General features: G+C 70.1%; 26 protein-coding genes. 9 read left to right on the forward strand and 17 right to left on the reverse strand.

Annotated features, from left to right (window positions below; genetic code table 11):
* Positions 1-3 precede the first annotated feature (3 nt).
* Together VEA62_RS12700 and VEA62_RS12705 are read left to right on the forward strand one after the other, a co-directional pair.
* Positions 4-732, forward strand: a complete 729-nt coding sequence (locus VEA62_RS12700) for a glycosyltransferase family 2 protein (RefSeq protein ID WP_324822302.1) — start codon at positions 4-6, stop codon at positions 730-732.
* A gap of 113 nt (positions 733-845) precedes the next feature.
* The gene (locus VEA62_RS12705; RefSeq protein WP_324822305.1) at positions 846-1,271 is read left to right on the forward strand and encodes a hypothetical protein; all 426 of its coding nucleotides are present in this window, start codon (positions 846-848) and stop codon (positions 1,269-1,271) included.
* A gap of 127 nt (positions 1,272-1,398) precedes the next feature.
* On the opposite strand, the gene VEA62_RS12710 is transcribed toward VEA62_RS12705, so the two are convergent.
* Positions 1,399-2,196 carry a phosphatase PAP2 family protein gene (locus VEA62_RS12710; protein ID WP_324822310.1) on the reverse strand — a complete coding sequence of 266 codons (798 nt, stop codon included), beginning with the start codon at positions 2,194-2,196 and terminating at the stop codon, positions 1,399-1,401.
* A 238-nt stretch (positions 2,197-2,434) separates the two neighbouring features.
* Here VEA62_RS12710 and VEA62_RS12715 point away from each other — a divergent pair, with 238 nt between their 5' ends.
* Positions 2,435-4,318 (forward strand): ribonucleoside-diphosphate reductase subunit alpha, encoded by a 1,884-nt coding sequence (locus VEA62_RS12715; RefSeq protein ID WP_324822752.1) that lies wholly within the window; start codon positions 2,435-2,437, stop codon positions 4,316-4,318.
* 4 nt (positions 4,319-4,322) lie between these two features.
* Here the strand turns inward: VEA62_RS12715 and VEA62_RS12720 are convergent, their stop codons facing one another.
* The 3 genes from VEA62_RS12720 to VEA62_RS12730 form a co-directional block, all read right to left on the reverse strand.
* The gene (locus tag VEA62_RS12720) at positions 4,323-5,039 is read right to left on the reverse strand and encodes a hypothetical protein (protein ID WP_324822313.1); all 717 of its coding nucleotides are present in this window, start codon (positions 5,037-5,039) and stop codon (positions 4,323-4,325) included.
* A gap of 96 nt (positions 5,040-5,135) precedes the next feature.
* Positions 5,136-6,425 (reverse strand): MFS transporter, encoded by a 1,290-nt coding sequence (locus VEA62_RS12725; protein WP_324822316.1) that lies wholly within the window; start codon positions 6,423-6,425, stop codon positions 5,136-5,138.
* Positions 6,422-6,892: a cupin domain-containing protein gene (locus VEA62_RS12730; RefSeq protein WP_324822318.1), complete on the reverse strand. Its 471-nt coding sequence runs from the start codon at positions 6,890-6,892 to the stop codon at positions 6,422-6,424. The genes VEA62_RS12725 and VEA62_RS12730 overlap by 4 nt, the downstream gene beginning before the upstream one ends.
* A gap of 48 nt (positions 6,893-6,940) precedes the next feature.
* Between VEA62_RS12730 and dapE the strand changes: the two genes are divergently transcribed.
* Entirely contained in the window at positions 6,941-8,113 is a 1,173-nt protein-coding gene (gene dapE / locus VEA62_RS12735; protein WP_324822321.1) for a succinyl-diaminopimelate desuccinylase, read from the forward strand.
* Here the strand turns inward: dapE and VEA62_RS12740 are convergent.
* Both VEA62_RS12740 and VEA62_RS12745 read right to left on the reverse strand, forming a co-directional pair.
* Positions 8,110-8,247, reverse strand: coding sequence for a hypothetical protein (locus tag VEA62_RS12740; protein ID WP_324822324.1), 138 nt, complete (start codon positions 8,245-8,247; stop codon positions 8,110-8,112). The genes dapE and VEA62_RS12740 overlap by 4 nt on opposite strands.
* Positions 8,248-8,331: 84 nt before the next feature.
* Positions 8,332-9,645, reverse strand: a complete 1,314-nt coding sequence (locus tag VEA62_RS12745; protein WP_324822327.1) for an amidohydrolase — start codon at positions 9,643-9,645, stop codon at positions 8,332-8,334.
* Between the two features lie 82 nt (positions 9,646-9,727).
* Here VEA62_RS12745 and VEA62_RS12750 point away from each other — a divergent pair, with 82 nt between their 5' ends.
* Positions 9,728-11,029, forward strand: a complete 1,302-nt coding sequence (locus VEA62_RS12750) for an MFS transporter (protein WP_324822330.1) — start codon at positions 9,728-9,730, stop codon at positions 11,027-11,029.
* 45 nt (positions 11,030-11,074) lie between these two features.
* A complete protein-coding gene (locus tag VEA62_RS12755; protein ID WP_324822333.1) occupies positions 11,075-11,506 on the forward strand; it encodes an SRPBCC domain-containing protein in 432 nt (143 codons plus the stop codon).
* A 24-nt stretch (positions 11,507-11,530) separates the two neighbouring features.
* On the opposite strand, the gene VEA62_RS12760 is transcribed toward VEA62_RS12755, so the two are convergent.
* The 9 genes from VEA62_RS12760 to VEA62_RS12800 form a co-directional block, all read right to left on the reverse strand.
* Positions 11,531-12,517, reverse strand: a complete 987-nt coding sequence (locus tag VEA62_RS12760; protein ID WP_324822336.1) for a type II secretion system F family protein — start codon at positions 12,515-12,517, stop codon at positions 11,531-11,533.
* Positions 12,518-12,526: 9 nt separating this feature from the next.
* Positions 12,527-13,504, reverse strand: coding sequence for a type II secretion system F family protein (locus VEA62_RS12765; protein ID WP_324822338.1), 978 nt, complete (start codon positions 13,502-13,504; stop codon positions 12,527-12,529).
* A gap of 6 nt (positions 13,505-13,510) precedes the next feature.
* Positions 13,511-15,127 (reverse strand): CpaF family protein, encoded by a 1,617-nt coding sequence (locus tag VEA62_RS12770; RefSeq protein WP_324822341.1) that lies wholly within the window; start codon positions 15,125-15,127, stop codon positions 13,511-13,513.
* A 3-nt stretch (positions 15,128-15,130) separates the two neighbouring features.
* Positions 15,131-16,693, reverse strand: a complete 1,563-nt coding sequence (locus VEA62_RS12775; RefSeq protein ID WP_324822345.1) for an AAA family ATPase — start codon at positions 16,691-16,693, stop codon at positions 15,131-15,133.
* A 5-nt stretch (positions 16,694-16,698) separates the two neighbouring features.
* The gene (locus VEA62_RS12780; RefSeq protein ID WP_324822349.1) at positions 16,699-17,361 is read right to left on the reverse strand and encodes a CpaD family pilus assembly protein; all 663 of its coding nucleotides are present in this window, start codon (positions 17,359-17,361) and stop codon (positions 16,699-16,701) included.
* A gap of 8 nt (positions 17,362-17,369) precedes the next feature.
* Positions 17,370-18,803: a type II and III secretion system protein family protein gene (locus tag VEA62_RS12785; RefSeq protein WP_324822352.1), complete on the reverse strand. Its 1,434-nt coding sequence runs from the start codon at positions 18,801-18,803 to the stop codon at positions 17,370-17,372.
* Positions 18,800-19,717: a Flp pilus assembly protein CpaB gene (gene cpaB, locus VEA62_RS12790; RefSeq protein ID WP_324822355.1), complete on the reverse strand. Its 918-nt coding sequence runs from the start codon at positions 19,715-19,717 to the stop codon at positions 18,800-18,802. Before cpaB ends, VEA62_RS12785 begins: the two co-directional genes overlap by 4 nt.
* A gap of 131 nt (positions 19,718-19,848) precedes the next feature.
* Positions 19,849-20,367 carry an A24 family peptidase gene (locus VEA62_RS12795; RefSeq protein ID WP_324822358.1) on the reverse strand — a complete coding sequence of 173 codons (519 nt, stop codon included), beginning with the start codon at positions 20,365-20,367 and terminating at the stop codon, positions 19,849-19,851.
* A 122-nt stretch (positions 20,368-20,489) separates the two neighbouring features.
* Positions 20,490-20,660 (reverse strand): Flp family type IVb pilin, encoded by a 171-nt coding sequence (locus VEA62_RS12800; protein ID WP_324822361.1) that lies wholly within the window; start codon positions 20,658-20,660, stop codon positions 20,490-20,492.
* A 303-nt stretch (positions 20,661-20,963) separates the two neighbouring features.
* On the opposite strand from VEA62_RS12800, the gene VEA62_RS12805 reads away from it, so the two are divergent.
* The 3 genes from VEA62_RS12805 to VEA62_RS12815 are packed head-to-tail and all read left to right on the forward strand — an operon-like array spanning position 20,964 to position 22,492.
* A complete protein-coding gene (locus VEA62_RS12805; protein WP_324822364.1) occupies positions 20,964-21,377 on the forward strand; it encodes a pilus assembly protein N-terminal domain-containing protein in 414 nt (137 codons plus the stop codon).
* Between the two features lie 6 nt (positions 21,378-21,383).
* Positions 21,384-21,959 carry a TadE/TadG family type IV pilus assembly protein gene (locus VEA62_RS12810; RefSeq protein ID WP_324822368.1) on the forward strand — a complete coding sequence of 192 codons (576 nt, stop codon included), beginning with the start codon at positions 21,384-21,386 and terminating at the stop codon, positions 21,957-21,959.
* Positions 21,956-22,492: a TadE/TadG family type IV pilus assembly protein gene (locus VEA62_RS12815; RefSeq protein ID WP_324822371.1), complete on the forward strand. Its 537-nt coding sequence runs from the start codon at positions 21,956-21,958 to the stop codon at positions 22,490-22,492. Before VEA62_RS12810 ends, VEA62_RS12815 begins: the two co-directional genes overlap by 4 nt.
* Here VEA62_RS12815 and VEA62_RS12820 read toward each other — a convergent pair.
* Together VEA62_RS12820 and VEA62_RS12825 are read right to left on the reverse strand one after the other, a co-directional pair.
* Positions 22,489-23,778, reverse strand: coding sequence for an anthranilate synthase component I family protein (locus VEA62_RS12820; RefSeq protein WP_324822374.1), 1,290 nt, complete (start codon positions 23,776-23,778; stop codon positions 22,489-22,491). The genes VEA62_RS12815 and VEA62_RS12820 overlap by 4 nt on opposite strands.
* Positions 23,775-24,554: a tyrosine-protein phosphatase gene (locus tag VEA62_RS12825; RefSeq protein ID WP_324822377.1), complete on the reverse strand. Its 780-nt coding sequence runs from the start codon at positions 24,552-24,554 to the stop codon at positions 23,775-23,777. The genes VEA62_RS12820 and VEA62_RS12825 overlap by 4 nt, the downstream gene beginning before the upstream one ends.
* Between the last annotated feature and the right edge of the window lie 40 nt (positions 24,555-24,594).

Raw genomic sequence — 24,594 nt, forward strand, 5'->3', positions numbered from 1 at the left:
CAGATGATCGAGCAGACCCCCGACATCTCCGTCGTCGTTCCCGTGCATGACGAGCAAGGCGCCGCCGGCCCGCTGGCGCGCGAGATCGCCGCCGCCTTCGCTGGCCGGTCGTACGAGATGGTTTTCGTTGACGACGCTTCGAAGGATGGCACCCTCGCCGAACTGCGCGGCCTCATGCCCGAGCTGCCGGCCCTGCGCGTGCTCAGCCACGGCGCCAACGCCGGCCAGAGCCGCGCCGTCCGCACCGGCGTTCTGGCCGCCCGCGCCCCGATCGTGGTTACGCTCGATGGCGACGGCCAGAACCCTCCCGCCGACGCGCCTCGCCTCGCCGACCTGCTTGCCGGTTCGCCCTCGACCGTGGCCCTGGTCGGCGGCGTCCGCGCCAGCCGCCAGGACTCGGAGGCCAAGCGCTGGGCCTCGCGCTGGGCCAACCGCATCCGCAAGCGCCTCCTTTCCGACGACGCCGACGACACCGGCTGCGGGCTCAAGGCCTTCCGTCGCGAGGTCTTCCTGCGCCTCCCGTATTTCGATCACATCCACCGCTACCTTCCGGCGCTGATGATCCGCGAGGGCTACGAGAACCGCTATCTCGAGGTCGGCCACCGCCACCGCGAGACCGGCCGCTCGAAATACACCAACTGGGGCCGGCTGGTGGCCTCCTTTTCCGACCTGCTCGGCGTCATTTGGCTGAAGTCCCGCTCGCGCCGCCCCGGGGCGATCTCCGAGTTCTGACCATTCTCCTGACGGGCGACCAACCGTAGCGGTACGGAGCGAACGGGGGTATTCATCGTTAACAAGCGCGACCGTATCGGCGCGCCAGCGCCCGCCGTCCTGGAGCCCCAGCCATGCTGATCGCCCTGCCGCTGCTCGTCATACCCGTCGTCATCTACGCCATCGTCATCCTGAGCGGCGTCGTCGGAACCGGCGGCGTCGCGGCCGCCGAGCAGGCCCTGCGCGACCCGGTCCTCACCATTCCGATGGTTTCGGGCAGCGGCTGGAATATCGGCAGCGGAGACCTGATCCTGTTCCTGGCGCTGATCCTGCTGTTCTTCGAACTGCTCAAGTCGACGTCGAGCCAGAAGGTCGCCATCGTCAACCACGCCCTGTCGATGATCCTGTTCGTCGCCTGCCTGGTCGCCTTCCTGCTGATCAAGGGCTTCGCCACCTCGACCTTCTTCCTGATCCTGACCATGATCATGCTCGACGTCCTCGCCGGCTTCATCGTCACCATCATCTCGGCCCGCAAGGACCTGGAGTTCGGCGCGGGTTAGGGATGTAGGCAACGCGATATCGGCGGGGGACTGCCGAACGCCCCCAACGTGCCAGCGCGCCTGTCGCACCCCTACTGCCTACTGCCTACTGCCTACTGCCTACTGCCTACTGCCTACTGCCTACTGCCTACGCCCCGCTGTCCTCGTCCACCGGCAACACATGCGGCGCCTGCGGATGCCCCTGCTGCCGCCGCTGGAGGGCGTAGGCGATCAGCCACAGCGCCATGGCCCAGGCCGCGCCCACGCTCCAGCCGGCCAGTACGTCGGTCGCCCAGTGCGCCGCCAGATAGACCCGCGTCAGGCCCACGAGCAGCGTCAGCAGCACCGCCACCCCGATGATGTAGGCCTTGAAATGCCGCTCCGGGAACGCCCGCGTCAGCATCACCCCGATGCTCAGGTAGAACACCGCCGACAGCAGACTGTGTCCGGAGGGGAAGCTGGCGCTCATCGTCTCCACCGCCCTCAGCATCTCCGGCGGCCGCTCCCGGCCGAACAGCGCCTTCAGCCCCTCGCTCAGCGCCACGCCGCCGATCAGGCCCAGCGCCAGCAGCAGGGCCGACAACCGCTTGCGCTGCAGAATCAGGAAGCCCGTGACGATCACCGCGAACAGGCTCAGCACCGCCGTGCCGCCCAGCGCCGTCAGGTCCAGCGCCGCGGTCTCCAGCCAGCCCGGGCCCCACGGGTCGCCGGGCGTGGCCTCGGGCCGCAGCGCGCCGAGGATCGCCTCGTCGAAGGCCCGTCCGTCCGCCTCGGTCATGTCGTCGGCCAGTTCGACGAAGGTCATCACCCCCAGCGCCACGATGAACAGGGCGCTGACGGCGGCGATCTCGGTGCGCGCGATCCGCAGCGCGCGGCGGCCGAAGGCGAGGATCTGGTCGGGGGTCATCGGGCCGAAACGGTCCCGCTTGCGGGACGTTCCCCTCACGCGTTCGTGATCAGTTTTTCGAGCCATCCGTCATCCCCCTGTCATCCCGTCGTCGCGGCCTGTCCACAGGCTCATCCCCCGCCTTGAAGCCGATTCGCCCAGAAAGTGATCGTCAACCCCGTTGACGGTTGGTTAGCCATCTGCGCCCCATATGTGGGCTTGGGGAGCGCTTCGGCCACTAGATGATGTGGTCAGCGGCGCGTGCGACTTAACAGACCAGTTCAGGGCAGTGACCATTATGGCCGGCGGCGAAGCGTTGAAGACAGTGGATTTCCAGTCGGTTGCGGCTGCGGACGCCGCTGATCGACCCCACCTGAAGGTGGTGCCCTCGATACAGCTCGACCGGTCCCGCGACGACCTCCTGACCGACTTCGGCAAGAAGACGCTCGAGGATCGCTACCTGCTGCCCGGCGAGTCCTACCAGGACATGTTCGCCCGCGTCGCCACGGCCTATGCCGATGACGCCGCGCACGCCCAGCGCGTCTACGACTACATGTCGAAGCTGTGGTTCATGCCGGCCACCCCGGTCCTGTCCAATGGCGGCGCCGACCGCGGCCTGCCCATCTCCTGCTTCCTCAACGCCGTCGGCGACAGCCTCGACGGCATCCAGTCGGTGTGGAACGAAAACGTCGCCCTGGCCTCGAACGGCGGCGGCATCGGCACCTACTGGGGCGGCGTCCGCTCCATCGGCGAGAAGGTCAAGGGCGCCGGCCAGACCTCGGGCATCATCCCCTTCATCCGGGTCATGGACTCCCTGACCCTGGCCATCTCGCAGGGCTCGCTGCGCCGTGGCTCGGCGGCCGTCTATCTCGACGTCCACCACCCCGAGATCGAGGAGTTCCTCGAGATCCGCAAGCCGTCGGGCGACTTCAACCGCAAGTCCCTGAACCTGCACCACGGCATAAACATCACCGACGAATTCATGTTCGCGGTGCGCGACGGCAAGACCTTCGACCTGAAGTCGCCCAAGGACGGCGAGGTTCTCAAGACCGTCGACGCCCGCACCCTGTGGCAGAAGATCCTCGAGATCCGCCTGCAGACCGGCGAGCCCTATCTGATCTTCTCCGACACCGTGAACCGCCAGATGGCGCCGCACCAGCGCGAGCTGGGCCTGTCGGTCAAACAGTCGAACCTGTGCGCCGAGATCATGCTGCACACCGGCCGCGACCACCTCGGCGTCGACCGCACCGCGGTCTGCTGCCTGTCCTCGGTCAATGCCGAGACCTTCCTCGAATGGCGCGAGGAGCCGAAATTCGTCGAGGACGTCATGCGCTTCCTCGACAATGTGCTGGAAGACTTCATCCGCCGCGCCCCGCCGGCCATGGCCGCGGCGGTCTATTCCGCGAAGCGGGAACGCTCCGTCGGTCTGGGCCTGATGGGCTTCCACTCCTTCCTGCAGGCCCAGGGCGTGGCCTTCGAATCCGCCATGGCCAAGTCGTGGAACATGCGGCTGTTCAAGCATCTGCGCCGCGAGGCCGACAAGGCCAGCCGCCTGCTCGCCGAGGAGAAGGGCCCGTGCGAGGACGCCGCCGAGCGCGGCGTCATGGAGCGCTTCAGCCACAAGCTGGCCATCGCCCCGACCGCCTCGATCTCGATCATCTGCGGCGGCACCAGCGCCGGCATCGAGCCGATCCCGGCCAATATCTACACCCACAAGACCCTGTCCGGCTCCTTCGCGGTCAAGAATCCCTATCTGGAGAAGCTGCTCGGCGAGAAGGGCATCGACACCTCGGAGGTCTGGAACTCGATCCTCGAGCACGAGGGCTCGGTCCAGCACCTCGACCAGCTGTCCGACGACGAGAAGGCCGTGTTCAAGACCGCCTTCGAGCTCGACCAGCGCTGGGTCGTCGAACTGTCCGCCGACCGCGCGCCGGAGATCTGCCAGGCCCAGTCGATCAACCTGTTCATCCCGGGCGACGTCGACAAATGGGACCTGCACATGCTGCACTGGCGCGCTTGGGAGACCGGCGTGAAGTCGCTCTACTACCTGCGCTCCAAGTCGGTTCAGCGCGCCGCCTTCGCCGGCGCCGAGACCAAGGCCGAGGAAGAGCCCGACCCCAACCAGCCCGACCTCTTCAGCGCCGCCCGCACCGACTACGACGAGTGCCTCGCCTGCCAGTGAGGCCTCAGCGCCGACCCGCCTCGACCTGCGCCTGAAGCGGCGTCCGGGGCAGGCCGGCCAGGGTCAGCCGCCCGTCCCGGTCGGCGTCCAGGGCCACGAACCAGCGTCCGGTGGCCGCCGCCCATTCCTCGCCGGTCACCTTCTGGTCGACATTGACGTCGGCGGCCTTGACCGGCTGGGGCAGGTTGAAGAAGCCGGCTTCGGCCACGGGGCCGTAGCCGTTCATTCCTCGCCCGCCGCGGGGCCCCCGCCGCATCCCGCCCGCGGGTCCATTCTGAGGCGCCGGTCCGGCCAGCCCCCTCGTCGCAGGCCCGCCCTGCCTGTCGCCGCCCGGCCCGCCCCCGCCGCCCGGGCGGCTCCGCCCCGCTCCCTGGGCGAGGGCCCGCAGGCCGTTTTCGTAGGCGGCGAGCTCGGCCTGCTCCAGCCGCCCGCTGCGGTCCTGATCCAACTGGCCGAACCAGCGCCGGCCATCGGTCTCGAACTCTTCGAAGGTCACGGTTCCGTCCAGGTCCTGGTCGGCGCCGAGGAACCAGTCCGACACCGGCCACGGCTCGCCGGGGTCGGCCAGGAAGGGTTCGCCGAAGGGGCTGATGAACAGGGCCGTCCGGAGGGGCGGGGCGCCTTCGGGCCTTCCGGCCGGCCTCCCCGGCGGAGCGCTGGCGCAGCCGACGGCGGCCAGGGCCGAGGCGAACAGGAGACTGCGGATGATGAGGCGGGTCATGGGCGTCTCTTTCCGGAGGGGAGGACGCCCCAGCTTGACGGTCATTTGGACGCCGCGAGGGCGGATGTGTTTCAGGGCCGAAATGGAGGCCGGCGATCAGTCCAGCCGGTCGGCCTTGCGCAATCCCGGGAACAGCCTCGCCCAGATGCCCGTCGCCGCCAGCGCGCCGAAACCGCCGAACACCGCCGCCCCGATGGGCCCCAGCAGGCGGACCGCCACGCCCGAATAGGCCTCGCCCAGCTCGTTGGACGCCCCGATGAACAGCATCGACACCGAGCTGACCCGGCCGCGCATGTGATCCGGCGTGGCCAGCTGGATCAGGGTCTGGCGGATGTTGACGCTGATCATGTCGGCCGCCCCTCCGATCAGCAGGGCCAGCGCCGACAGCCAGGCCGCCTTCGAAAGGCCGAAGGTCAGGGTGCACAGGCCGAACACCGCCACCGCCGCGAACATCCACCGCCCGCCGTGGCGCACGATCGGGAAGCGGCTCAGATAGATGGCCATGCCCAGCGCCCCGACCCCGAACGAGGCCCGCAGCAGGCCGAACCCTTCCGGTCCGACATGCAGGATGTCGCGCGCGAAGATCGGCGTCAGCAGCGCCACCCCCGCCAGCAGCACCACGATCAGGTCCAGCGAGATGGCCCCCAGCACGATCTTCGTCTTCCACACATAGGCCAGCCCCTCCCTGACGGACTCCAGCGGCGACAGACCGCTCTCGACCGGCCGCGGCTTGCCGCTGGTCCGGATCAGCAGGAAACAGCCGATGCCGAGCAGGAACAGGCCCATGGCCACCGCATAGGCCAGCGGCACATTGATCCCGACGATCACCCCGCCCAGCGCCGGACCGGCGATGGCCCCGGTCTGGAAGGCGATCGACTGGGCCGCGATCGCCGGCGGCAGGGCGCGACGGCCCACCACCATCGGCAGGAAGCTCTGGCTGGCCGGGGCCAGGAACGCCCGGGCCGCCCCGAACAGCGCCGCCACCGCCAGCAGTCCCCACAGCGGCGGCGAGCCGTGCAGGGCCATGGCCAGGAAGCCGGCCGCGCACATCGCCTCGACCGCGATCGACAGCCAGACGGTCCGCTTTCGGTCGCGCCGGTCCGCCATCGCTCCCGCCGGCAGCGTGAACGCCAGCAGCGGCAGGAACTGGCACAGGCCGACGAGGCCCAGATACAGGCTCGCCTCCTCGATCGGGTGATCCCGCCGGGCGATCTCGTAGACCTGCCATAGCAGGGCCGACGACTGGATCTGGATGGCCAGCACGGCCGTCACCCGGCCCAGCCACAGCAGTCTGAAATCGCGGATGCTCCACGGACTCGAGGGTTCGCCGTCCCCCGGCGGGGCCGGCGGTGTAGGCGCCCCGGTGTCCAGACTCTCGACGGTCACGTGCGCCGGCCGACCTTCGGATACGGCGTCCCGTCCCGATGGAAATAGCCGCCCTGTCGAAAGACCATGTCGATGTCCGGATAGTCGCCGCTGTCGCCGCCGGGCGTGCGCGTCCCGACCTCCAGCAGAACCGCCTCCGCCCCCGATCGGTTCTCGATCTTGTGGCCATTCGCCACCCCGGCCTTGAACCCGGCGCAGTCGCCGGCCCTCAGCACCGTCTCCCCCTCGTCCTCGACCAGCACCACCTCGCCGGACACCACCCAGACGAACTCGTCCTCGCCCTCGTGCCAGTGCCTCTGGCTCGACCAGGCGCCGTCCGGCAGGCGCAGCAGATTGACGCCAAACTGGTCCAGCCCGACCGCGTCTCCCAGCCGCCAGCGCCGCCGCGGCTTGCATGGCCCCGCGAATTCCTCGGGATAGCCGGTCCCGTGCCCGGTCGGCGCATTTTCGATGTCGATCTTCGGCATGGAGAGAAGCCTTCTCGCAATCGTCCGAACCCCCTAAAGCACAGGTCCATGAGCGCCGCATCAACTCCGGTTATCGATCCTGTCGAACTGACCCGCGACCTGATCCGCAGACCCTCCGTCACCCCCGCCGACGAGGGGGCGATGGATATCTTGGAGCGCCTGCTGACCGGTCTCGGCTTCCACTGCCGGCGCCTGCGCTTCGAGAACATCGAAAACCTCTACGCCCGGCGCGGCGCCGCCTCGCCCAACCTCTGCTTCGCCGGCCACACCGACGTGGTTCCGACCGGCGCCGCCGAGGCCTGGTCCGCAGCGCCCTTCGAGGCGGAGGTCCGCGACGGCGTCCTCTACGGCCGCGGCGCCGTCGACATGAAGGGCGGCATCGCCGCCTGGATCGCCGCCGTCTCGAAGGTGCTGGCCGAAGGCGACGTCCCCGGCTCGCTCAGCTTCCTGATCACCGGCGACGAGGAGGGCCCCGCCCTGCATGGCACCAAGCGCGTCGTCGAGACCCTGATGGCCGAGGGCGAGGTCATCGACGCCTGCGTCGTCGGCGAGCCCTCGTCGCAGCACGCCCTCGGCGACACCATCAAGATCGGCCGCCGCGGCTCGCTCAACAGCTGGATCACCGTCCACGGCAAGCAGGGCCACGTCGCCTATCCCGACCGCGCCGCCAACCCGGCCCCGGTCATGGCCCGCCTGCTGGCCCGTCTCGCCGACCACCGCCTCGACGACGGCTATCAGGGGTTCCAGCCGTCCAACCTTGAGATCACCACGATCGACATCGGCAATCCGGCCACCAACGTCATTCCGTCGGAGGCCCGGGCGCGGCTCAACATCCGCTTCAACCCGACTCATACCGGGGACGAGCTGATCGGCTGGCTCAACGCCATGGCGGGCGAGGCTCAGGCGGCCAGCGGCCTGCGCATCGAGCTGGAGCATCTGTGTTCGGGCGACGCCTTCCTGACCGAACCCGGCGCCTTCGTCACCGGCGTGCAGGACGCCGTCGAGGCCGCCGTCGGCCGCCGACCCGAGGCCTCCACCACCGGCGGCACCTCCGACGCCCGCTTCATCCGGGCCATGTGTCCAGTGCTGGAGCTCGGCCTCGTCGGCCAGACCATGCACCAGGTCGACGAGCGTGTACCGGTGAGCGAGATCGAGGCGCTGACGGAGGTCTACCGCCGCGTCATCGCCACCTTCTTCGACCGCGCCCGGAACAGCGCCTAGAACAGGGCGTCCATGGCCAGCATCGCCCCGCCGAACATGGCCGCGAAGGCGACGAGGAAGTAGAATATCTCGCGTCGCACGCTGCCCCGGCGCTCCAGGGTCATCGGCGGCAATTCAACCGGCAGCCTGCTCATGGGCCCACTCCCGCAAAACCGTACGAGGGTGCGCCCCGATCCTTGCCGGGAGGTTGAGAAACGTGGTTGCCGTCCGCCCTGGTCTCAGGGCCGCTCGAGGAACCGCAGCGCCGTCAGCACATGCGCCTTGACCCCGACCGGCAGCACCGCCTCATTGACGTCGAACGCCGGCGAATGGTTCGGGGCCGCGGTCGCCGGATCGACCCCGTCGGCGCTGGCCCCGAGGTGGTAGAACACGCCGGGCACTTCCTGCGACAGATAGCTGAAGTCCTCCGCCACGGTCGTCGGCGGGGCGCCAGCGTTGACGTTCCCCGCCCCCGCCGCCTCCTCCAGCACCGGCGCCAGCCAGGCCGACAGCGCCTCGTCGTTGAACACCAGGGCCGCGTTCTGCCGCACGCCGAACTCGGCCGTGGCCCCGTAGGTCTCGGCCACATTGTCGATGGCGATCCCGGCCCGCCGCACCAGGTCGTCGCGCTGGGCGATGTCGAACGTGCGCAGCGTGCCCGACAGCACCGCCCGGTCCGGAATGATGTTGTAGCGCACCCCCGCGTCCACCGTGGCTATGGTGAACACCGTCGGCGTCGTGGTCGGGTCGATGGTGCGGGCGGTCAGGCTGTTGATCGTCTGGATCACGTCCGCCGAGGCCGAGATGACGTCGACGCCCTTCCACGGCCAGGCCCCGTGGGTCTGACGCCCGTGCAGGGTGATGTCGATCCGGTCCGAGGCCGCCATGAAGCCGCGCGGCCGGTACCACAGCGTCCCCGGCCGGCCCGGCACGACGTGCAGGCCGAAGATGGCGTCGGGGCGCGGGTTCGCCAGCGCCCCCTCCTCGATCATCAGCGCCGCCCCGCCCTTCGGCTCGCCGGGAGGCGCGCCCTCCTCGGCGGGCTGGAAGATGAACACCACCGTCCCGGCGATGTCGTCCTTCATCCCGGCCAGCACCTCGGCGGCGCCCATCAGCATGGCGACGTGGGCGTCGTGGCCGCAGGCGTGCGCCACCGGCACGGTATCGCCCATATAGGTCCCGGTGGCCGTCGAGGCGAACGGCAGGCCCGTCGCCTCCAGCACCGGCAGGGCGTCCATGTCCGCCCTCAGCGCCACGGTCCGGCCGGGCCCGCCGCCACGCAGGATCCCGACCACGCCGGTCTTGCCGACACCAGTGCGCACCTCAAGCCCCAGCGACCGCAGGTGCTCCGCCACCGCGGCCGCCGTGCGCGTCTCCGCGAAGCCGAGTTCCGGATTGGCGTGCAGGTCGCGGCGCCAGGCGACGACGCGGGGAGCCACGCTCTCCACTGCAGCCTCGATCCGCCCCGGCGGGACCTGGGCCTGCGCGACCCCTGCCGGAAGGGCGACGGCGACGGCGCAGGCGGTGGCGGCGAGCAGGCGGCGGACGGACATGGCGACGTCTCCGATGATGGATCGCAACCGTTGCGGACGACGGGCGCTTCCGCAAGGCTTCACCGCCGCATAGGGTCTCGCCGTGAACCTCCGCTCGCCCGCCTTCGCCATCCTGTTCGCGGTCAGCCTGATCGCCGCCGCCGGCAATATGGCGCTGCAGTCGGTGCTGCCGGCGATCGGCCGCGAGTTTGGCATCCGCGACACCCTCGTCTCCGCCGCCTTCGCCATCTCGGCCCTGATGTGGACCCTGACCTCCCCCTACTGGGCGCGTCTGTCCGACCGGCTGGGGCGCAAGCGGGTGATCATGATCGGTCTCTCCGGCTTCGTCGTCTCCATCGGCGGCTTCGGCCTCGCCACCACGGCGGGGCTCCAGCTGTGGCTGGCGCCGATCCTCGCCTTCGTCCTGATGGCGGTCGCCCGAACCATCTACGGCGTGTTCGGCTCGGCCTCCCCGATCGCCGCCCAGGCCTATGTCGCCGACCGCACGACGCCCGAGCAGCGCACCCAGTCGATGTCGCTGCTGGCCTCGGCCCAGGGTCTGGGCACCGTCATAGGCCCGGCGCTGGCGCCCTTCTTCATTCTGCCCATCGTCGGCCTGGCCGGCCCGATGTACGCCTTCGCCCTGTTCGGCGCCGTCGTGCTCTGGATCGTCTGGCGCCGCCTGCCCAGCGGCGACGTGGTGCGCCAGCCGGCGCCGGGCCGCCACAGGGAGGACGCCGGCAAGGGGCTGTGGAAGGATCCGCGCGTCCGCGACTACCTGCTCTACGGCCTGCTGGTCACCGGCTCCCAGGCGGTCAACATCTCGGTGCTGGGCTTCCACATCATCGACGAGATGGCGATCACCGGAACCTCGGTGCGCGACGCCCAGCCCTTCATCGGCATCGCCATGCTGGCCGGCGCCGCCGCCACCCTGATGGCCCAGTGGGGCCTGATCCCCCTGCTCAAGCTGCAGTCGGCCGACCTCATGCGCTGGGGCGCGGGCCTGGCGCTGCTCGGCAATGTGATGACCATCGCCGCGCCGGGCTATTACGGCGTGGTGATCGGCTATGCGGTGATCTCGCTGGGCGTCGGCTTCGCCCGCCCGGGCTTCACCGCCGGCTCCTCCCTGTCGGTCGACCGGCATGAGCAGGGCGCCGTGGCCGGCCTGATGATGTCGCTCGCGGGACTCAGCTTCCTCGGCCCGCCGGTGATCGGCGTGGCGCTCTACGAACTGGCCGAGCCCGCTCCGTTCGTGGCCAATATCGCTCTGCTGGCCGTCGCCACCGGCCTGTGCTTCGCCAGCTCGCGCCTGCGGCTGGGCCCGCCCGACCTGCCGGACCGGGACGAAACACCCTCGCCCGAGACGCCGCCGGCGTCCCAGCCCGGCCCGGAGGGCGGCCGCTAGCCTGCCGTCTTTTCAGCGCCTGAAAGGCATGTCAGATCGTCGGCCATGGAAACCGCCCGTATTGAACGACGCATCGGCGTCCGCGCGTCGTCCGACCGCATCTGGGAACTGATCGCCGACCTGCCCGGCTGGGATCGCTGGAACCCGGTCGAGACCGGCGTCGAGGGGACCATCGCCTATGGCGGCTCGATCGCCCTGACCGAGGCCGTCCCCGGTCTGCCCGGGCGCCGCGCCGGCGTCCGCGTCGCGGAATGGCAGCCCCTCACCCAACTGGTCTGGCTGGAGAAGCGCGGCCTGTGGTTCGGCGCCATGCGCTATTTCGAGATCGAGGAGCTGGGGCCCGGCAGCTGCATCTTCGCCAACGGCTTCATCTTCTCCGGCCTGCGCGGCGAGATGCATTTCGACCGCCACCGTCCGAAACTGCGCACCGCGGTGGACGCCATCGCCGAGGGGATGAAGACGACGGCCGAAGCCTGAACGGCCACCCCTGGCCGCCCGCGGTCAGCCGCCTTTGGCCATCGTGTCCTGGATGCTGATCACCGCCGGGGTCAGGATGACGATGAACAGCACCGGCAGGAAGAACAGGATCATCGGCACGGTCAGCTTGGCCGGCAGGGCCGCGGCCTTCTTCTCGGCCGCCGAAAGGCGCATCTCGCGGTTCTCCTTGGCCATGGTCCGCAGCGCCGATCCCAGCGGCGTGCCATAGGTCTCGGCCTGGGTCATCGCCGTGGCGACCGACTTGACGCCCGGATGGTTGGTCCGCTTGGCCAGGCCCTCATAGGCCATGCGCCGGTCGGGCAGATAGCTCAGCTCGGCCGAAAGCAGCGTCATCTCCTCGGCCAGGTCGATCGACGAACTGCCGATCTCCTGGCTGACCTTCTGGATCGCCGCCTCGATCGACATGCCGGCCTCGACGCAGATCAGCAGCAGGTCGAGTGCATCGGGAAAGGCCTGCATGATCGAGGTGCGCCGTTTGGCGATGCGGTTCGAGAGGAAGATGTTCGGCGCATAGAAGCCGATCACCGCCGCGAACATGCAGATGGTCAGCCGCAGCATGACCGTCAGGCCGAAGTCGTTCAGCACGAAGACGTAGAAGGCCGCCAGCACCAGCATCACGAACGGCATGGAGAAGCGGAAGAAGTAGAAGGTCGTCAGCGGCTTCGGCCCGCGGTAACCGGCCTGGGCCATCTTGTCGGCGACCTTCGGGTCCTCGAGAAGCTTGGTCAGGTTCAGCCGTTCGACGACGCGCTTCTTGAAGCCCTCGTCGCTGTGGCGCAGCCCCTGGGGGCCGGCGTTCCCGGCGGCGATGGCCTGCCGGGACCGCCGCTTCAGCTCCTCGCGGCGCACGGCCACGGCCTTCATCCGGCCTTCCAGTTTCGCCTCGCCGCCCAGCGACCCCAGCAGCGTGACCATGGTCGCGAACACCAGCAGGCCGACGCCGATGCTGAGGAGGTTCTGCACATTGGTGAAGAAGCCGACGACGTCCATGACCTCCTCCTAGAACTTGAACGAGATCATGCGCTTCATCACGAAGACGCCGAGGGCCATCATCATCACCGCGATCAGCAGCATGAACTGGCCGCGCGGCTCGGTGAACAGCTTGCCCATATAGGCCGGGGTGGTGATGCTCACGAGTATCATCACGGCGGGGGGCAGGGCGCCGATGATGCCGGCCGAGGCGGTCGCCTCGGACGACAGGGCCTTGATCTTCTCGCCCATCATCTTGCGGGCGCGCAGCACGGTCGACAGGTTGCCCAGCGCCTCCGCCAGGTTGCCGCCGGTCTTCTGCTGGATGCCGATCACGATGGCGAAGAACTTCAGCTCGGGCGTCGGCATGCGCTCGTACATCTTTTCCAGCGCCTGCTGCAGGGTCAGGCCGACGCCCAGCCCCTCGACCAGAGTCTGGAACTCCCCGCCGAGGGGCGCCGGGCTCTCGCGGGCGATGATCTTGAAGCAATCGTGGACCGGCAGTCCGGACTTGATGCCCCGGACGATGACGTCGACGGCGTCGGCGAAGTGGCTGCTGAACTTCTTGCGGCGCCGGTTGCCCATGAAGCCGACCACCCAGCGCGGCAGGCCGAGGCCGAAGACCAGGGCCACCCCGAGACAGATCAGGATGTTGAGGCCGAACACCAGCGGAGCCAAGAAGGCGATCACCCCCAGCACGGCGCTGATGATCCAGAAGGTCTTCACGCTGGTCGCCAGGCCGGCCTGCTTCAGCTTGGCGGCGAGGCTGATGCGGGCCTTGCGCTGGGCGCGCTCCGATTCCTGGAGCTGCTGCATGATCTGCTTGCGGCGGGCTTCCGGCGTATTGGCGGCGGCGGCCTTGCGGGCGGCCGCCATGTTCTGCTTCGGCCCGCCGAAATTCTGGGCGCGCTTGACCGCGGCCTCCGAGGAATCCCCCCCGCCGACAAAGGCCCAGCCGAGTCCGCCGATGGTGATGAAGGCCAGAACCGCCGCGAGAATGGGAAGCATCGCCGGCTACTCCGCCGCGTCGAGGGCTTCGGCCAGTTCGCGCTCCAGCCCGTAATAGCGGGCACGGTCCCAGAAACGGGGACGGGCGATGCCGGTCGAGCGGTGGCGGCCGATGATCTTGCCGTTCTCGTCCTCGCCCGTGATCTCGTAGACGAACAGGTCCTGGGTGACGATGACGTCGCCCTCGAGGCCCACCACCTCGGTGATGTGGGTGATGCGGCGGGAGCCGTCGCGCAGGCGGGCGGCCTGGATGATGACGTCGACGGAGCCGACGATCATCTCGCGGATGGTCTTGGACGGCAGGCCGTAGCCGCCCATGGTGATCATCGACTCCATCCGGCTGATGGCTTCGCGCGGCGAGTTGGCGTGCAGCGTGCCCATCGAGCCGTCGTGACCGGTGTTCATGGCCTGCAGCAGGTCGAAGGCCTCGGGGCCGCGCACCTCGCCGACGATGATCCGCTCGGGACGCATCCGCAGACAGTTCTTGACCAGATCCCGCATGGTGATCTGGCCCTGGCCCTCGAGGTTGGGCGGGCGGGTTTCCAGACGCACCACGTGCGGCTGCTGCAGCTGCAGTTCGGCCGCATCCTCGCAGGTGATGACCCGTTCGGTGGGGTCGATGAAGGCGGTCAGGGTGTTCAGCAGCGTGGTCTTGCCGGAGCCCGTGCCGCCCGAGATGACCAGGTTGCAGCGCGAGGCGCCGATGACGCCGAGGACGCGGGCGCCCTCCGGACTGATGGAGTTGTACTCCACCAGGTTCTTCATCGTCAGCTTGTCTTTCTTGAACTTCCGGATCGTCAGGGTCGCGCCGTCGATGGCCAGAGGCGGCGCGATGACGTTGACGCGGCTGCCGTCGGGCAGGCGGGCGTCGCAGATCGGCGAACTCTCGTCGACGCGGCGGCCGACCTGCGACACGATCCGCTGGCAGATGTTCATCAGCTGGGTGTTGTCGCGGAAACGGACGTTGGTCAGCTGGACCTTGCCGCCGACCTCGATGAACACCCGCCCCGCGCCGTTGACCATGATGTCCGCGATGTCGTCGCGGCTCAGCAGCGGCTCCAGCGGACCGTAGCCGAGGACGTCGTTGACGATGTCCTGGACCAGGTGCTCCTGCTCGGCCACCGACATGGAGACGTTCTTGATCGCCACCAGCTCGGCGACGATGTCGCGGATCTCCTCCGCCGCCGCCTTCGGATCCAGACCGGCCAGCTGGGCCAGGTCGATGGTGTTCATCAGGGCGTTGAAGATCGTCGTCTTGGTGGCGTGGTAATAGTCCGACTGCTCACGGACGATCTCGGCGACGGCCTGGGCCTTCTTCAGCTGCTCGAAGCCGGGCGTGGCCTTGGGGCCGGGGCCGTTCTTCGGCGACGCGGCGGCGGCGGCGGGCCTGGGCCGCGAGGCCAGGGCGTCGAGCCGGTCGGCGGCCTCGGAAGCCGGCTTGGCCGTATAGGCCTCGGCGCGGCGCTCCTCCCGCTCCAGTTCCGCGACATCGCCGCCGAACGCGAAGGCCTGGGTCTGCACGCCCGGTTCAGGCTGGGGCACGGGCGGCGGCGCCGCGGGCGCCGGCGCCGGACGCGGAGCGGGAGCGGGGGCTCCGGGCTGGCCTGTGCGCTTTCCGAACACGCGTTACGACTTCTTCTTGAACAGGCCGGAAAGCAGCGACTTGCCGCCCTTGGCGGGCTTGCTTCCGGGCCCCGCAAGCATCGGCAGTTCACGGCGCGAGACGATCTGGGCCAGCATCTGGAACGCGTCGGCCGCCTTCGACTTGGCCCCTGCGTCGAGGATCATCTGGCCGTTGTTGGCGGCCGCGCCGAACAGTTTCGGATCGAACGGTATCAACAGGCTGGGATGGACCCCGAGGGCCGCGCCGAACTCCTTGGCCGGAATCTCCGGACGTCCGGGGACGCCGACCTGGTTCAGCACCAGCCGCGGCGGCGCGTCGTTGGGCCGGCCCTGACGGATCAGGTCGATCATGTTCTTGGCGTTGCGCAGGCTGGCCAGGTCCGGCGTCGCGACCACCACCACCTCGTCGGCGGCGATCAGGGTGCGGCGCATCCAGGCGGACCAGACGTGCGGCAGGTCCAGCACGACGAAGGGGGCGGTCGAGCGGATCTGCGTGGTGACCTCATCGAAGGCCTCGGCCGAGATGTCCCAGTCGGCGTCCAGCGTGGCGGGAGCGGCGAACAGGCTCAGCTTGTCGGTGCACCGGACCATCATCCGGTCCAGCAGGACCGGGTCGAGCCGGTCGGGCTGGCTCAGGGCGTCGGCGACGCCGTTCAGCGGGTCCTGGTTGAAGTCGAGCCCGGCGGTGCCGAACGGCAGGTCGTAGTCGACGATCACCGTATTGGCGCCGATCCGCTCGCTCATCGCATAGGCGGTGTTGTGCGCCACCGAGCTGGAGCCGGCGCCGCCGCGGGCCCCGACGAAGGCGATCGACCGGCCGACGAACGGCTGGGCCGGATCGTTGAACAGGCCGCCGATGGCCGCGATCAGCTGCAGCGGCTGCAGCGGCGCCACCAGGTATTCGCTGACGCCCCGCCGCATCAGTTCGCGGAACAGCAGGATGTCGTTGGTCGCGCCGATGACCACCACCTTGGTGCCGGCGTCGCAGACCTCGGCGAGCTGGTCGACCTCCCACAGCAGGGTCTGGGGATCCTTCAGGCATTCGACGATGATCAGCGGCGGCGTCGGCTCGTGGCGGTACGCCTCGACCGCGGCGGCGACCCCGCCGATCCGGATCTGGGTCGTCGCCCGCGACAGCCGGCGATCCTGTCCGGCGCGTTCGGCGGCGGCGAGGGTGTCCTGGCGTTCGGCGAAGACGTGGATGGCGATCCGCGGCACCGAGACCTCGGGTCCGCCCGCGGCCATGACCGGCGGCGAGAAGGCCGCCGAGGCGCCGGCGACGAGGTCGCCCACGGGATTGAAGCCCGCCACGGCCGGGATCTGGCTCGCGGGCGATGCGGCCGGGTAGTCCTGGGGAGCGGCCGCGACGGCCGGGGTCGTGAACTGCAGCGGCGGCCGGGCCGCCTCCTCGGGGCCGCCCAGGCCGCCCTGATCCGGCGCAGGGGGCCCGCCGGCCTCCACGTCAGGCCGCGCGGCCGGTCCCGCCTGGCCAACCGGGACGTAGCCCATGTCGAGATCGAATTCGTCCTCGAAATCCTCGACCGGTCTGGGGAAGGCGTTGGTCATCGCTACTATTCCACGGCCCGGGCGATACGGCCCTCGACCAGCTGTTCCTGCGGCGCAGCGGTGACCTCGCCCTTGCGATAGTTGTCGAACACCACGGCGGCCCGGCCCGAGTCCGCCGGGCTGATCGGGCGGTGGCCGACGATGTCGCGGGGGTCGGCGATCTGGGCCGCGAGATTGGCGTTTATGGCGCAACCCAGTCCGATCGAGGCCTCGTTCGAGAAGCGCCCCTCCATCGCCCGCGGCTCGGCGGCGCAGTTGGGGATCGCGGCCCGCACAGTTTCGAACCCGGCGAGAACCGGCGCCCGCGGGTCGGGCGCGGCGTAGGAGGCGACGACGATCCGGTCGGCCGGCAGTCCCGCCGCCTGCAGCGCCGAGCGGACGGCCCAGGTCTGGCGCGCGGCGGCCGGGTCCTCGCCCGACGGCCCCTCGATCCGGACCTGGCCCACGCCCGAGGCCATGTAGCGGCCGGCCAGATCGTTGAGGGCCGCCTGCTGGTTCGACGACAGTCCGTCCTCGTGCACCGCCAGGGCGATCCGGTCGAGGCCGGGCTCGACCCGCAGCGAATAGCGCGACAGCGGCGTCAGGGGCTGGCCGGCCGGCGAGCCGGTCGAGGCGCAGCCGGCCAGGACGGTGGCCGCGGCGGCGGCGAGGAGCAGGGCGCGCTTCATCGGAGGCCTCATTCGATCACATAGCCGACGGGGCCGGTCCAACCCGCGTCGGCGGCGTCGGCGGCGGCGTTCGGGCGGCCATAGTGCTGGTTCAGCTGGCCGAACAGGATGGTCTGGGCGTCGTTGGCGATGCGCAGGCCGTCGGCGGGCGTCTGCATCCGCCCCGGCGACGTCGGCGAGACGATGTAGGCCTCGACGATGATCACCAGTTCGGTCTCGCCGGACAGGTAGTCGCGCGAGCGGAACAGGGCCCCCAGCACCGGCAGGTCGCCGAGGCCGGGCAGCTGGTCGATGTTCTGGCGGGTGTCCTCGCGCAGCAGGCCGGCGATCATCAGCGAGCCGCCTGAAGGCAGTTCCACGGTGTTGGAGGCGCGCCGGACGTTCAGGCCCGGGATCACCAGGGCGGTGCCCCCGCCCGTTCCGCCGCCGAGGGTGAAGGCGCCGAGCGAGGTCAGTTCCGACACCTCGGTCGACAGCTGCAGCGAGATCCGGCCGGGCGACAGGACGATCGGCCGGACCGCGAGGCGCACGCCGTAAGGCTTGAACTCGATGGTCACCTTGATGCTGTCGCCGTCGGTTTCCTGGCCGACGGGCACGGGGAATTCGCCGCCCGCGAGGAATTCGGCGCTCTCGCCGTTGGCGGTGGTGATGTTCGGCTCGGCCAGGATGCGGACCAGGCCGGCGCGTTCGAAGGCGCGCAGCGAGGTATTCAGGCTGCTGCCGTCGCCGGCCGAGTCCTGGTAGTTGAGTATGCCGCCGCCCAGCTGGTTGCCCGACACCGCGAAGGTCGCGGCCTGGGTCAGGGTGAGGCCGTCGCCCACGGAGGCGAGCACGGCGGTCGCGTCCAGGCCGAGCTGTTTCACGGCGGTGCGCTGCACCTCGACGATGCGCGCGCGGACGGTGATCTGGTCCGAACCTTCGATGGTCATCATGTTGATGACCTTTTCGGGCGCCGAGACGAAGGCGCGCGCGACCTGGCTGGCCCGGTCGGCCTCGCCGGGGCTGAAGACGGTCCCGGTCAGGATGACGCTGTCGTTGACCGCCTCGGCATGGACATTGCCTCCGGGCATGACCCGGTCGAGCGTGTCCTGAAGCGCCGAGACCCCGGCGTCCACGCGGATGCGCAGCGACAGGATGGTGCGGCCGGCGTTGTCCAGCACGACTGCGTCGGTCTCACCCGGCGCCAGGCCGATGATGGTGATGCGGCGCGGCGAATGCAGCATCGCCTCGGCGACCAGGGGATTGGGCACGATCACGTCGCGGGCGTCCGCGGGCAGGTCGACGGCCATGGACGAACCGCGCGGCAGGCTGATCAGCTGCGACTGCGCGCCCATGGAGACGGCGGCGCGGGTCTGGGCCTCGGCGGGCGAGGCGGGCGCGGCGGCGGCGGCCATCAGGCCGGCCAGGGCGACGGCGGCGAGACGCATCAGCGGACGCTTCATTGGACCACCACCACTTCAGGCGCGCCGCCGCGATAGACGCGCACGGCGGAGGACTGGCGCGGCCCGGCCGAGACGCGGCCGGACGGGCCGCCGGTGTCGGCGTAGGAGCGCAGGATCAGGCTCAGTTCACCCTCGGACTTGGCGAGGGCGAGGGCCTCGGCGTCGCGCGGACCGACCTCCAGGGTCGCCGTCGCGCCGATCACCGTCTGCTCGTCGTCGCCCGCCCGGGTCGACTGGTCGATGGCCAGAACCTTGATGTTCTGCATGACCGTGGCCGAGGTGAATTTGGAGCGGTCGGCTTCGCTGGCGCCGATGTTGCCCAGATTGGTTTCGCGGGTCAGCACCACATCGACCCGGTCGCCCGGCAGGATGAAGCCGCCCGCGGCGGTCTCGACCGTGACGCGGATCGCCATGGCGCGCATGCCCGGCTCCAGATAGGCGGCCATGTAGCCGCTGTCTCCGGCGCGGACGATCTTGCGCATCACGATGGGCTCGCCGGCGAGGATGGGTTCGCGCACGACCGAGCCGACATAGTCCGCCTTGGCTCCGCCGGTGGCGAGCTCGGTCGCGGCGCGGGTCACCGCGGCGACGGCGCCGGCCGGCTTGGCCTCGGCCGCCTGGGGCGCGGCGCCTGCGGCGCCTGGTATCGGCGCCGAACCGTCGGTGATGAAGGCGGGGTTGACCTGGTCGAGCGGCCAGTCCTTCCAGTCCATGTCGGATTCTTCGAGCCGCTTGCCGGCCTGAAGGTCCTTGGCGGCGACCAGGACCTTGGCCATCGGCCGCGCCTCGACGGGCGCGGCGGTGGCGACGGCGGTCGGCTCCTTCGACGGCGATCCCATGGCGCGCACGACCAGGGCCAGCCCGATGGCGGCCACGGCGGCGACGCAGATCACGATGATACGGGCAGGCTTCATCGACTGTCTCCGGCAGGCCCGGCCGGACCCCTGAAATGGTCCTTCGGCCCCCTACCGTTAACGAACATGCCGGGCCCGGGTTAACGTGGGCCTAAGTGCGGCCGGGTCGCCCCGGCTGACAGAGCCGGAAATCAGCCCTGGCCGGCGAGGAAGGCCGCCATCAGGGGCGAGGCCGGATAGGCGGCCAGCACCCCGGCGGCGATGGCCACTCCGTACGGAATGTCCCCCTTGGGCTCCATCAGCCGCGCGGCCCAGCCCGGGCCGTTGGCGACATAGGGCTGCAGCCAGGCGCGGGCGAGGAGCAGCGCCGCGCAGAACAGCCCCCCGATCACCGCCGTCCACACCAGGAACAGGCCGGCTCCGCCCGGGCCGAGCCACAGGATCGCCGAGGCCATCAATTTGACGTCGCCGCCCCCGAGCAGGCGCACGGCGAACAGCCCCATTCCGAGAAGCAGGGCCGCGACGGCCACGCCGATGTGGATCGCGAAAGCCGTCGGGGGGAGTCCCATCAGCAGGGCGGCGGGAAAGAAGCCGAGGATCAGCAGGCCGGAGATCCAGTTCGGGATCTTCATCGACGTCAGATCCTTCAGCCCGGCGAGGATGGCCAGGGCGGGCAGGATGGCGAGGAAGGGCAGTTGCAGGACGTCCATCCGCCCAGTCTGGCGCCGGACCCTTTAAGGCCGCGTTGCCGGGCGTGCAGAGGCGCCGGTCAAAAGCAAAGGGCCGGAGCGTTTCCGCTCCGGCCCTCGCCCGGTTTCAGGACTTCGCCGTCTTAGGCGCCGGCGATGGCGGTCGACACGTCGGTGAAGGCGGCCGAGATGTTGGTGCCCAGAGCGGTGACAGCCGCGATGATCACGACGGCGATGAGGGCGGCGATCAGGCCATATTCGATGGCCGTGGCGCCCGACTCATCGGACATGAACTTCGAAATGAACTTCTTCATGGTCATGGTTCCCTTGGAAAGAGGAAGCGAGCTACGTACTGATGCGGGGGGGAGCCGGTAGCCCGCTTGACCCCCAAAACGCATCGTCGTTATCGCCCATATCGGTTAAGGGCGGGTCGCCGGGCGTGGTTACCGGAAGATTTACTGTAAAATCTGTCGGCTTGACCGTTTCACGGCCCGGATTCCCGGCGCTGTGACTGGACCGGGCCGGTATTGCGGCAAGGGTTTCAAACTTTGTTGAGGTTTCGAGGGCAGGTTCGCCGTCACGCTCCCGCGCGCGCTCGCTCTATGGACACCATCGCCATGACCCGCCCCCACCGCCTGCTTGTCGCCCTCGGCGCCGCCGCCATCATGGCCGGCCCGGGGCTTGCCGTCGCCCAGTCGGGCCGCATCAGCGTCGAGATCGACCAGGCCCGGCGCGTCCAGCTGAGCGGCCCGGCTGGTTCGGTCATCGTCGGCAACCCCGAGATCGCCGACGTCACCGTGGTGGACGCCAACACTCTCTACATCACGGGCAAGGGCTATGGCGTGACCGAGGTGGTCGCCGTCGATCAGATCGGCCGCACGGTGTTCCAGAGCCAGGTCGTCGTCACCGCCGGCGACGGCGCCGGTCGTGTCCGGGTCTGGCGCGGTGCGCAGTCGACCGAAATGGCCTGCGCCGCCTCCTGCTCGCCATCGGTGCGGGGAACCAGCGGCCCCGCCCCGGCCGCCGAATAGGCGATCATGATCTTCCGCCGACGCCGCTGGTCGTTCGGAGGCCGCCGCTTGCGGGGTGGCTTGCTGCGCAACCGCGACGGTTCGGCGGCCGTCGAGTTCGCCTTCGTGGCCCTGCCCTTCTTCCTGATGATCTTCGCCGTTCTCGAAGTGGCGCTGATCTTCACGCTCGACTCCATTCTCGAGAACGCGACCATCGCCACGGGCCGGCTGGTGCGCACGGGCCAGGCCAGCGCCCAGGGCATGACCGCCGCCCAGTTCAAGACCAATCTGTGCAGCCGGATGAGCGTCTTCTCGGGCGGCTGCGAAGCCAACGCCACCATCGACGTGCGGGTCATCCCGCAGTTCGACACCAATCCGCCCGACCCACTGGCCGGAGAAGGCTTCGATCCCGCCGGCCTGACCTACGACAACGGCAATCCCGGCAACCTGATCCTGGTGCGGGTCTGGTACAAGCATCCGCTGGTGACCAGCTTCCTGTCCCAAGGCCTGTCGAGCATCGGCGACCGCACCGCCGTGCTGACCGCCACCACCGCGTTCCGGAACGAGCCGGCGGGAGGGGGGACGCCCCCGGCGACGCCATGAAGAAGCGCAGTCTGATCCGGCGCCTCACCGGCGACCAGCGCGGCGTCTCCGCCGTCGAATTCGCCATGCTCGCACCGGTGCTGATCGCCTTCTACATGGGCATGACCGAATTCTGTCAGGGCTTCATGGCCCAGAAGCGGATGAGCCATGTGGCGGCCATGGTCGCCGACCTGGTGGCCCAGGAAGACACGGTGACGCCGGCTGCGGTCGACGACATCTTCGACATCGGCGGCCTGATCATGAGGCCGTTCCCGACCACGACCCTGCATCAGCGGGTCTCGAGCGTGACCAATGTCGGCGGCGTGCCGACGGTCGACTGGAGCCGGGCCGAGGGCATGACCGCGCGCGCCGTCGGCTCGACCATGACCCTGCCGGCGGATCTCGTCTCGGCCGGAGAGAGCGTGGTGGTGGCCGAGGTGACCTACGACTACGACTCCGCCGCGGACTATCTGATGCCGGGACTGACCCGGTTCTCCCACACCTACTATCTGCGGCCGCGGACCTCCGACAAGACCGCCTGCGCGGCCTGCTAGGCCCCGGCCAGGGCCTCGCGCAGGGCGAGGATCTTGGCCTCGGTCTCCGCCAGTTCCGAGGCGGGGTCGCTGTCGGCGACGATGCCCGCCCCGGCCAGGGTGCGGAAGCCCCACCGCCCCCCTGACCGTTCGAACGAGGCCGTGCGGATCAGCACCGAAGCGGTCAGGGCGCCCTCGCTTCCGACGTGGAACAGGCTGCCGCACCACGGACCGCGCGGCGGCTCATGGGCGGCGATCACCTTCATGGCCTGGTGCTTGGGCGCGCCCGTGATCGACCCCGGCGGGAAGGTCGCGGCCAGCAGGTCGGCGACGCCGGTCTCCGGCCGGGCCGTCGCGGTGACGGTCGATACCAGGTGGTGCACGGTCGGGTGGCTCTCGATCTCGAACAGCCGTTCGGCCGCCACCGTCCCGGGCTCTGCGACTCGGGACAGGTCGTTGCGCATCAGGTCGACGATCATCAGATTCTCCGCCCGGTCCTTGGCGCTGGCGCGGAGCTCGGCGGCGAGGGCCGCGTCTCGTCCCGCCTCGGCGTGGCGCGGACGGGTGCCCTTGATCGGCCGGGTCTCGATGCGGCGGCTCCGGGGGTCGAAGGTCAGGAACAGTTCGGGCGAGTTGGACACCAGCGCCCGCTCGCCCAGCCGCCAGAAGGCGCCATAGGCCGCCGCCCGGTCCGCCAGCCGCAGCATGACGTCGAACGGATCGGCCCCGGGGTTCAGTTCGCCCGACCAGGCGCGGGCGATATTGGCCTGGAACAGCTCGCCCGCGGCGATACGCGCGACCACGTCGGCGACGGCCGCGACATAGGCTTCGGGCGGCGCCTCGGCCCGCAGCGCCGGGGCGGGCGGCGCCGGGGTCGGGACGTCGACCGCCAGGGACAGCCAGCCACCGGCCCGGTCGGCGGCCTGGCGGGCGGCGGCGTCGTCCGCGCCGTGGCCGACCGCGGTCACGGTCCTCTCCCGGTGGTCGAAGGCGAGCATGGCCGGATAGCGGGCCAGCATCAGGTCGGGCCAGACCGGTTCCCGCGGACCCGTCGCCGGACGCGCCCCGGCGTCATAGGCCTGCAGCCCGACCACGCCGCGCGACAGGGCCTGGTCGCGCAGCAGGTCGAGGCCGCCCTCCCCGCCGGTCCAGTCCGGTTCCGCGGCGACGAATGACCAGCGCCCCAGCGGCCCGCCGTCCGAGAGCAGGGCCAGCGCCCCGTCGCGGTCCCTCAGGCCGGCGGCGACGGCGAGGGGATCGCGCCATGGGCCGGCGCGGGTCGCGGTCGCCGGCAGGGGCCGGATCACGCCGCCAGCCGCTCGCCGATGCGGTCGCGCAGCGCCGCGTCGACGCCCAGCGCCTGTTCGAGATAGCCGTCCACCGTGCCGTGCCGGGCGGCGATCTCGCCCAGCGCGGTCTCCAGATAGACCGGCTCGACGCCCAGGAAGGCGACCACGGCGTCGTGCGAGGCCGCACGGCCGGTCATCGCCTCCAGCTGCCTCGCGATGGCCGGGGCCCGCCCCGCCAGATCGACGGCGGCGTTGGTCAGCAGATAGTCCTCGATCATGTCGTCGCGATGCACGCCCAGCACATGGTGGGTCAGGGCCGCCAGCAGCCCCGTCCGGTCCTTGCCCGCCGCGCAGTGGATCAGCACGGCCCCCTCAGCCTCGGCCAGGGCGCGGAAATAGCGGGCGAACAGATCGAGGTGGGCCGGCTCGAACGGCAGCTCCCGGTAGATCCCGGTCATGAACCGCCGCCCGGCGTCCACGGTCAGGTCGGCGCTCTTCAGGAAGGTGATGTGCGGCGCCTCGCGCCCGTCGTCGTGGTCGCTCTCGATGACCAGGCCCGCGAACCCCGGCGGCCGGCGCGAGGGCTGGTCGCGGCGCTCGCCCGGACGGCGCAGGTCGACCACGGCGGCGAGGCCCAGCCCGGCCAGCCGCTCCAGATCCGCCTCGCTGGCCCGGGCGTGGTGGGCCGAACGGAACAGCCGGCCGCCGGCGATGCGGCGGCCGGCGGCCGAGGCGTAGTCGCCATAGTCGCGGAAATTGTCGAGGGCGTCGAAGCGGTGGATGCGGCCGGTCATGCCGCCTCTCTAGCCCACGTCCGCGACGCTTCCCACCGTC

The sequence above is a fragment of the Brevundimonas sp. genome, from assembly GCF_035627475.1.
Classification (GTDB): Bacteria; Pseudomonadota; Alphaproteobacteria; order Caulobacterales; family Caulobacteraceae; genus Brevundimonas.

Coding starts and splice junctions, on each gene's coding strand:
- VEA62_RS12765 (WP_324822338.1), bottom strand. CDS start 13,504: ATGCTTCCCATTCTCGCGGCGGTTCTGGCCTTCATCACCATCGGCGGA.
- VEA62_RS12785 (WP_324822352.1), bottom strand. CDS start 18,803: ATGAAGCGTCCGCTGATGCGTCTCGCCGCCGTCGCCCTGGCCGGCCTG.
- VEA62_RS12705 (WP_324822305.1), top strand. CDS start 846: ATGCTGATCGCCCTGCCGCTGCTCGTCATACCCGTCGTCATCTACGCC.
- VEA62_RS12800 (WP_324822361.1), bottom strand. CDS start 20,660: ATGAAGAAGTTCATTTCGAAGTTCATGTCCGATGAGTCGGGCGCCACG.
- VEA62_RS12780 (WP_324822349.1), bottom strand. CDS start 17,361: ATGAAGCGCGCCCTGCTCCTCGCCGCCGCCGCGGCCACCGTCCTGGCC.
- VEA62_RS12795 (WP_324822358.1), bottom strand. CDS start 20,367: ATGGACGTCCTGCAACTGCCCTTCCTCGCCATCCTGCCCGCCCTGGCC.
- cpaB (WP_324822355.1), bottom strand. CDS start 19,717: ATGAAGCCTGCCCGTATCATCGTGATCTGCGTCGCCGCCGTGGCCGCC.
- VEA62_RS12740 (WP_324822324.1), bottom strand. CDS start 8,247: ATGAGCAGGCTGCCGGTTGAATTGCCGCCGATGACCCTGGAGCGCCGG.
- VEA62_RS12755 (WP_324822333.1), top strand. CDS start 11,075: ATGGAAACCGCCCGTATTGAACGACGCATCGGCGTCCGCGCGTCGTCC.
- dapE (WP_324822321.1), top strand. CDS start 6,941: ATGAGCGCCGCATCAACTCCGGTTATCGATCCTGTCGAACTGACCCGC.
- VEA62_RS12720 (WP_324822313.1), bottom strand. CDS start 5,039: ATGACCCGCCTCATCATCCGCAGTCTCCTGTTCGCCTCGGCCCTGGCC.
- VEA62_RS12815 (WP_324822371.1), top strand. CDS start 21,956: ATGAAGAAGCGCAGTCTGATCCGGCGCCTCACCGGCGACCAGCGCGGC.
- VEA62_RS12730 (WP_324822318.1), bottom strand. CDS start 6,892: ATGCCGAAGATCGACATCGAAAATGCGCCGACCGGGCACGGGACCGGC.
- VEA62_RS12810 (WP_324822368.1), top strand. CDS start 21,384: ATGATCTTCCGCCGACGCCGCTGGTCGTTCGGAGGCCGCCGCTTGCGG.
- VEA62_RS12760 (WP_324822336.1), bottom strand. CDS start 12,517: ATGGACGTCGTCGGCTTCTTCACCAATGTGCAGAACCTCCTCAGCATC.
- VEA62_RS12805 (WP_324822364.1), top strand. CDS start 20,964: ATGACCCGCCCCCACCGCCTGCTTGTCGCCCTCGGCGCCGCCGCCATC.
- VEA62_RS12700 (WP_324822302.1), top strand. CDS start 4: ATGATCGAGCAGACCCCCGACATCTCCGTCGTCGTTCCCGTGCATGAC.
- VEA62_RS12775 (WP_324822345.1), bottom strand. CDS start 16,693: ATGACCAACGCCTTCCCCAGACCGGTCGAGGATTTCGAGGACGAATTC.
- VEA62_RS12715 (WP_324822752.1), top strand. CDS start 2,435: ATGGCCGGCGGCGAAGCGTTGAAGACAGTGGATTTCCAGTCGGTTGCG.
- VEA62_RS12745 (WP_324822327.1), bottom strand. CDS start 9,645: ATGTCCGTCCGCCGCCTGCTCGCCGCCACCGCCTGCGCCGTCGCCGTC.
- VEA62_RS12825 (WP_324822377.1), bottom strand. CDS start 24,554: ATGACCGGCCGCATCCACCGCTTCGACGCCCTCGACAATTTCCGCGAC.